This is a genomic window from Mycobacterium sp. WUMAC-067, from assembly GCF_020217485.1.
Classification (GTDB): domain Bacteria; phylum Actinomycetota; class Actinomycetes; order Mycobacteriales; family Mycobacteriaceae; genus Mycobacterium.
On sequence record NZ_JAEKMI010000025.1, the window covers coordinates 72,943 to 78,942 of the forward strand.

General features: G+C 67.8%; 5 protein-coding genes. All 5 read right to left on the reverse strand.

Annotation, left to right across the window (positions count from 1 at the left end):
* Positions 1-10: 10 nt before the first annotated feature.
* Positions 11-1,279 (reverse strand): amidohydrolase family protein, encoded by a 1,269-nt coding sequence (locus JF781_RS18065; protein WP_225328158.1) that lies wholly within the window; start codon positions 1,277-1,279, stop codon positions 11-13.
* 19 nt (positions 1,280-1,298) lie between these two features.
* The gene (locus tag JF781_RS18070; protein ID WP_225328157.1) at positions 1,299-2,072 is read right to left on the reverse strand and encodes a class II aldolase/adducin family protein; all 774 of its coding nucleotides are present in this window, start codon (positions 2,070-2,072) and stop codon (positions 1,299-1,301) included.
* Positions 2,059-3,672, reverse strand: a complete 1,614-nt coding sequence (locus tag JF781_RS18075; protein WP_225328156.1) for a class I adenylate-forming enzyme family protein — start codon at positions 3,670-3,672, stop codon at positions 2,059-2,061. The genes JF781_RS18070 and JF781_RS18075 overlap by 14 nt, the downstream gene beginning before the upstream one ends.
* A gap of 455 nt (positions 3,673-4,127) precedes the next feature.
* The gene (locus tag JF781_RS18080; protein WP_225328155.1) at positions 4,128-4,658 is read right to left on the reverse strand and encodes a hypothetical protein; all 531 of its coding nucleotides are present in this window, start codon (positions 4,656-4,658) and stop codon (positions 4,128-4,130) included.
* Complete coding sequence (locus tag JF781_RS18085) at positions 4,651-5,928, reverse strand: molybdopterin-dependent oxidoreductase (RefSeq protein ID WP_225328154.1); 1,278 nt, start codon at positions 5,926-5,928, stop codon at positions 4,651-4,653. Before JF781_RS18085 ends, JF781_RS18080 begins: the two co-directional genes overlap by 8 nt.
* Positions 5,929-6,000 lie beyond the last annotated feature (72 nt).

The window sequence follows — 6,000 nt, forward strand, 5'->3', positions numbered from 1 at the left end:
CGCTAACCGGTCAGAACGCCTCGGGGTCCTGTTGCACCGCGGCCGGCACTGGGTGCCGGTACAAGCGGGATGCGTTCTCCCAGCTGAACTTACGGATGACGTCGGGCGGCAGATCGCCGATCTGTTCGTGGATGGCTTGTTGGGTGTGCGGCCACGTCGAGTCGCAATGCGGGTAGTCGGCTTCCAGCATGATGTTGTCGACCCCGATCCGGTCGCGCTGCACGAACGACGACTTGTCCTCGACCGCGCAGAACCAGAAGTTGCGGGTCAGCACCTCCGCGGGGGTCAGCCGCTCGCCGAGCGCCTGCCAGGTGCCATACATCGCGTGATAGCTGAGCATGTGGTCGAGGCGGTCGAGCAGCCCGGCGACCCAACCGATTCCGCCTTCGGACAGACAGATCTTCAGATCGGGGAACCTGCTGGGCAGCCCCGAGTACAACCAGTCGACCGCCGCGGAGATGGCATAGGCGAAAAACAGCACGCCCTGCACGTCCGGTGGCGCGTCCGCGGTGGTGGACGGCGACGACCCGGACGACCCGATGTGCAGGTTCACCACGGTCCCGGTCTCGGCGCACGCGGCCATCATCGGATCCCAGTGATCGGTGTGAATGCTCGGCAGTCCCAGCATCGCCGGGTTCTCGCTGAACGTCACGGCGTGAAAGCCACGGTCGGCGTTCTCGTAGATCATCGTCGCGCCGAGCTCGGGATCGAGCAGCCACGGCAATTGGCAGGGAATGATGCGGTCGGGGTACGAGCCCGCCCACACGTCGAAATGCCAGTCGTTCCAGGCCCGAACGGAGGCCAGCGCCAGGTCGCGGTCGCTGGTCACCTGCTGCAGCCGCTGTCCGGCGAAGCCCGGGAGAAACGACGGGAAGTTGAGCGAGGCGTAGATGCCGTTCAGATCCATGTCCTTGACGCGCTCATGGATATCCCATGCGCCCCTGCGCATCTCGTCGAATCGGACGGGTTCGAAGCCGTACTCCGCCACCGGTCGCCCGACCACGGCGTTGAAGCCGACGTTGGGCAGTTCTTGCCCGTCGTACACCCAGGTCTGTCCGCCGGTGTCGGTGTCGACGACTTTGGGCGCGCGGTCGGCGAACTTTCGGGGCAGCCGGCCGGTGAACGTGTCGGGGGGTTCGACGATGTGGTCGTCGACCGAGATCACCGTGTAGCGGCGCGGCGCCCGAGGCGGATCGGGCAGAAAGGTGACTGACCGCTCGGTGCCGGTCTTGGCCGTGGTGAAGTTCAGGTCGGTGGCCAGCTCGTCGATCGATTTCACGCGTCAATCTCCTTGCGGCTCAAGTCAGTACGTCGGGGTCGGCCTTGATCGTCATGCGCGCGGCCCCGGCCCAGTACACGTCGGCGGCCCGTTCGATCAGCGAGCGTTGCATGCCGACCATGTCCGACCACTGCATGGGGACCGGCTCCCTGCCGGTGAGCATGACGTCGTAGGCGAGCTTGCATACTCTTTCGATCGAGGCCGCGCGATAGACGGCCTCGGGCAGGTTGCGTCCGGTCGCGATGACGCCGTGGTTGGCCAGGATGGTCAGGTTGGCCCCGCCGATGCGGGCCGCGAGATCCGCGGCGCGAGTGGGGCTGTCGATTTCGCCGTCGTAGGTCTCGACCAGGCACAGGTCGTCGAGGAACAGCGAACCGGTTTGGTGCACCAACTCCGGCAGCCTGCCCAGCGCGGCGAGCACGCATGCGTAGTACGGGTGGTTGTGGATGACCACGCGGGCGTCCTGGCGGGCGCGGTGGAGTTCGGTGTGGATGTGGATCGCCGGAGTGACGTCCCAGCGACCGCTGACCACGTGCGCGTCACCATCCACCACGCAGATGTCGGAGGCGGTGATCTCCTGCCACCACAGACCCCAGGGATTGACGAACATGTCCGTCTGGCCGTCGAGTTGCCAGGTGATGTGGCCGGCCATGTTCTCGGCGAACCCGATGCCGGCGAGGTGACGGAACGCGATGGCAAGCGCCTGCTCGTGGGAGAGTTCGACGCCGATCGGTGGAACCACCGACGGCGCCCAGACTTCCAGCCCGCCGCGGCGTGCGTCAGGTGCGTTCATGGCCAGCCTCCATCCTCGCTCCAATATCCTCGCGAAGTAGGCCTTTGGCTATCTTTCCGCCCGACGAGCGGGGCAGTTCGTCGACAATGATGAGGCGCTCGGGCAGCAGTTCCTTGGAAACTCCCAGCGCCAGCAGGTGTTCGACGAGCTCGGGAAGGTCGATGGTGGCAGAGTCGGTGAGTTCGGCATAGAGGCAGACCTTTTCGCCGAACACCGGATCGGGCATGGCGACCGCGGCCGCCACCGCGATGGCGGGATGGGTGGTGACGGTGTCTTCGACCTGGCTTGCGCTGATGTTCTTGCCGCCGCGCACGATGAAGTCGGAGGTGCGCCCGGTGACCCGCAGATAGCCGTCCGCGTCGATTTCACAGATGTCGCCCATGCGCATCCACCCCTCGCGGGTGAACAGCTTGTCGTGGTCGGTGCCGCCGAGGTAACCGAGGCTGGTCGCTGGGCCCCGGCACGCGGGCTGGCCCCGGCCCGTGTCGGTGACGTCGCGGTTCCCGTCGAAGAGCCGGACCGACATTTCGGGGATGATGCGGCCCCCCGTGCGGAGCCGGTTTTCACGCGAGTCGTCGGCGGTGGTCGCGCTCAGCATCCCCGTCTCGTTCGAGCCGAAGAACTGCAGGATCTTGGCGCCGGTGAGGTCCTCGAATTGGGCCGCGGGCCGATACGGCAATGCCTCCCCGCCGGTGTAGACGACGCGCAGCGAACTCAGGTCGTGCTCGCGGCTGGCCGGGTCCGCCATCAGCATCGTCAATTGTGTGCTGACGCAGCACAATACGCTGACCTTGTGCCGGGCGATCGCCTCGCAGGTGGCTTTGGTGGTGAACCGGTCGAGCAGCACCGCCGTGGCGCCGAGGTAGATCGGCGTGGTGTGGCTGGTCCAGAGCCCGAACCCGAACGGTGTGGGTATGACCGGCAGGAAGATGTCATCCGGCGTCAGCAGCCCGTTCGCGACGGCCTTCTGATGGAAGTAATACCAACGGTTCTGGGTGTGCACGACGCACTTGGGTAGCCCGGTGGTCCCAGAGGTGGAATTGATCAGGAAAACGTCGTCCGGGCCGAGCCGGCGGTCGCTCGAGAGCGCCGTGGGTTCGGCGTCGACATCCAGGCGAAGCGTCCGGCTCAGGAGCAGCGCGGGCAGCCCGAGTTCGCCCGCGACGCCCGCCGCGGCTTCGCGGTGGGGTTCGTCGCTGATCAGGACCCTCGGCGAGGCGCTGCGCAGTATCGCGGCGGCCTCGCGGGTGCCGGCCCGCGCGCCGACGCCGACGACCACCGCCCCGCAGCGCTCGACCGCGACGAACAGGGCGTGGATGGCCGCGGAATCCCCGTGCCACACCGCGACCCGATCCCCGCGCGCGACACCGGCGCCGGCCAGCGTTTCAGCCAAACGTGTTGCGAAACCGTCGAATTCGCGCCATGTCAGCGACGTTTGGTCGTGGTCGACATAGGCGGGACGGTCCGGTGATTGCGCGGCGTTGCGACGCACCGCGTCCGACAGCGTCGTATCGCACCACCAGCCCGCGGCGCGAAACCGGGCCGGGTCCTCAATGGAGAACGCCGGCGACGACTCGATATCCAGCCCACCGGCGCTCATTCGGTAAATGATAGGAAAGCGGTGCGGGCCGCGGTCGAACCGCCGTCAAGAAATCAGGCGGCTAGGGATTCCTGGGGGCGGGAGTGGAGCGCTGGGTTTTGGCGGGAACACTCGGTGGGCGGGGGTGCGCCCTATGGCAGTTGCGCAGGCACCCGCAATTAAGGCCGATGATGCATCCTTCTCCGCCGGTGGCTTGCACGGGCAAGATGCCGTCGGGTCCGCTTTGCGATCCGGGCAAGGGGTTGATGCCGAGATCGAGAGCCGGCGTGGCCGGTCCTGGCGCGCCGCCGGGCGACCAGCCCATCGCGATGACCAGCGCGGCTACGCCCACGCAGATCGTGGGTCGTGCCCCTTCCTTTCGGCTCCCCACATGACACGAGTCTAGTGACGCCAGAAGGGATGCACGGGACGCGCACGGACCCGGTAGGACACTCCAAGGTGTCACCAAGAATTCCTTAAGGCCCGTCGCGGGGAGGTTGATTCGTTGCCCGAGATGCCATTTCCCGCGCCCGCGTCCGCCGCCACACCATTGCCGTCCGGATGGCATAGATTCCGGCGCTGACCGCGAACATCGCGGCGGTCAACAGCAGCCACCGACCCAGAAACGCGCCCTGGGTCTGGCCCGTCGCGGCCCGGTAGGTCTCGGCGCCCTGTTCGATGATGCCGGGCAAGAACACCAGCAGCGTCAGGCCCGCCCCCAGCGCGGGCACCCGGAGGTAGTTGAGCACGGGCAAGTCGGGGCCGGGGCGCGCAGGTCGGCGGGGCAGCAGCCGGTCGAGGCACGCGTAAACCGGGAACAACACCAGGTCGTGGGCGACGATGGCCGCGGCGAACCACACGATGATCGACTGCCACCACACGCCCGGGTTCCACAGCGTGACGGGTTTGACCGTGGCGACCGCATAGCCCAGCAGCGCGAATCCGGCGATCATCGTCAGCAGGTGCAGCGGATGGGATCCGTAGAGCCTCGCGAACGCGTTACGCATGTGCGGCCGTCCGAAAGTCAATGGCGGCCACCCATTTGGTGTTGTGGACGCCGGGCAGCGCGGGCACGATGACGCGCGCGGGGAAACCGTGGTCCGGGGACAGATCCGCGCCGTTGACGCGAAGCGCCAGCAGCGCATCCGGGTGCAACACCTGGCTGCCCTGCAGGGTGGCGCCGCCGAAGGCGCCGGTGCGTTCCAGCGACGACACCCGCGCCGATGCCGGTGCGGGCACGCCGGCCAGCCGGGCCAGATCCGCCAGCCGCACCCCGCTCCACGTTTGCGTGGTCGACCACCCTTCCACGCAGGCGATCGGCAACACCGCGGTGTGCTGCGGCATCGCCAGCAGCGCGGCGCGGTCGACGGTCACCGGTCGGGGGCCGCCGGTCATCCTCAGGCGCCATCGGTGGGCGGTGTCCTCGGGGGCGATTCCGGCGGCCGCCGCGGTCCGGTTGACCTCGAAGTCATTGGGCCCGTTGCCGCGGCTGCGCCCGCGTGGCAGCAGCAGGGCGGCGGGCCGGGCATACCCGCCCACGGTTTGACCGGCGGTGATGAGCGCGAGAAAGAGCGCACCGCCGCCCACCAGCGCCAGCGCGCCGCGGCGGCTCATCGTCGCGGGTCCGGGGTCGGCGGCGACCAGCCCGTCGGGCCGCCAGGGCTGCGGCTTGGTGTCGGAGCGCCCGGTGCGGAGCACGTCGCGCAGCGACATCGAGCGCAGACCGGACCACATGCGCCGGCCTTTGACCGCCACGTGCATGGCGAACCCGGTGATGAAGACCCACGCGCCGAAATAGTGCGCGGTGTAGAAGCTGAATCCGAAGATGTAGTCGTACTGGATGTTCAGCACGCCGGTGACGATCTCGAATAGGACGCCCCCGACCAGCATCAGCAGCGAAACCCGTTCCAGCAGTTGGGCAATCGACCGCGCGGGCGGCAACACGAACAGCCGCGGTATCACCGACCACAGCTTGGCGAGCACCACGGGAATCAGCACCAGCCCGAGTCCGACGTGAAGTCCCTGGGTCAGCCGGTACAGCCAGGACGGGCGGGTGGGCCAGTCGAAGGTCGGCAACTTCAGCCAGCCGACGTCGCCGGGGATGGCCTGGCCGAATCGTGGCCCGTAGGCGATGTAGGACAGCAGGCCGGTGAGGATCACGACTGGCAGGGTCACCAACAGGACCGAGCCGAATACCGCTGTCAGCCATGGCCCGCGCAGCGGGCTGCGCCACAGCCGCGCGGGAAAGGCGCTCGCGGTCCGGATGATATGCACCATCGATCATCATCCACGAGGCGCCGGCGATAGCGGTTCATTTCGATGATCGTCGGGCGAGCATGGGGCCTAGTG

Bases quoted from the DNA above. Each gene is read 5' to 3' on its own strand.
- JF781_RS18070 (WP_225328157.1), bottom strand. From the start codon at position 2,072: ATGAACGCACCTGACGCACGCCGCGGCGGGCTGGAAGTCTGGGCGCCG.
- JF781_RS18075 (WP_225328156.1), bottom strand. From the start codon at position 3,672: ATGAGCGCCGGTGGGCTGGATATCGAGTCGTCGCCGGCGTTCTCCATT.
- JF781_RS18080 (WP_225328155.1), bottom strand. From the start codon at position 4,658: ATGCGTAACGCGTTCGCGAGGCTCTACGGATCCCATCCGCTGCACCTG.
- JF781_RS18085 (WP_225328154.1), bottom strand. From the start codon at position 5,928: ATGGTGCATATCATCCGGACCGCGAGCGCCTTTCCCGCGCGGCTGTGG.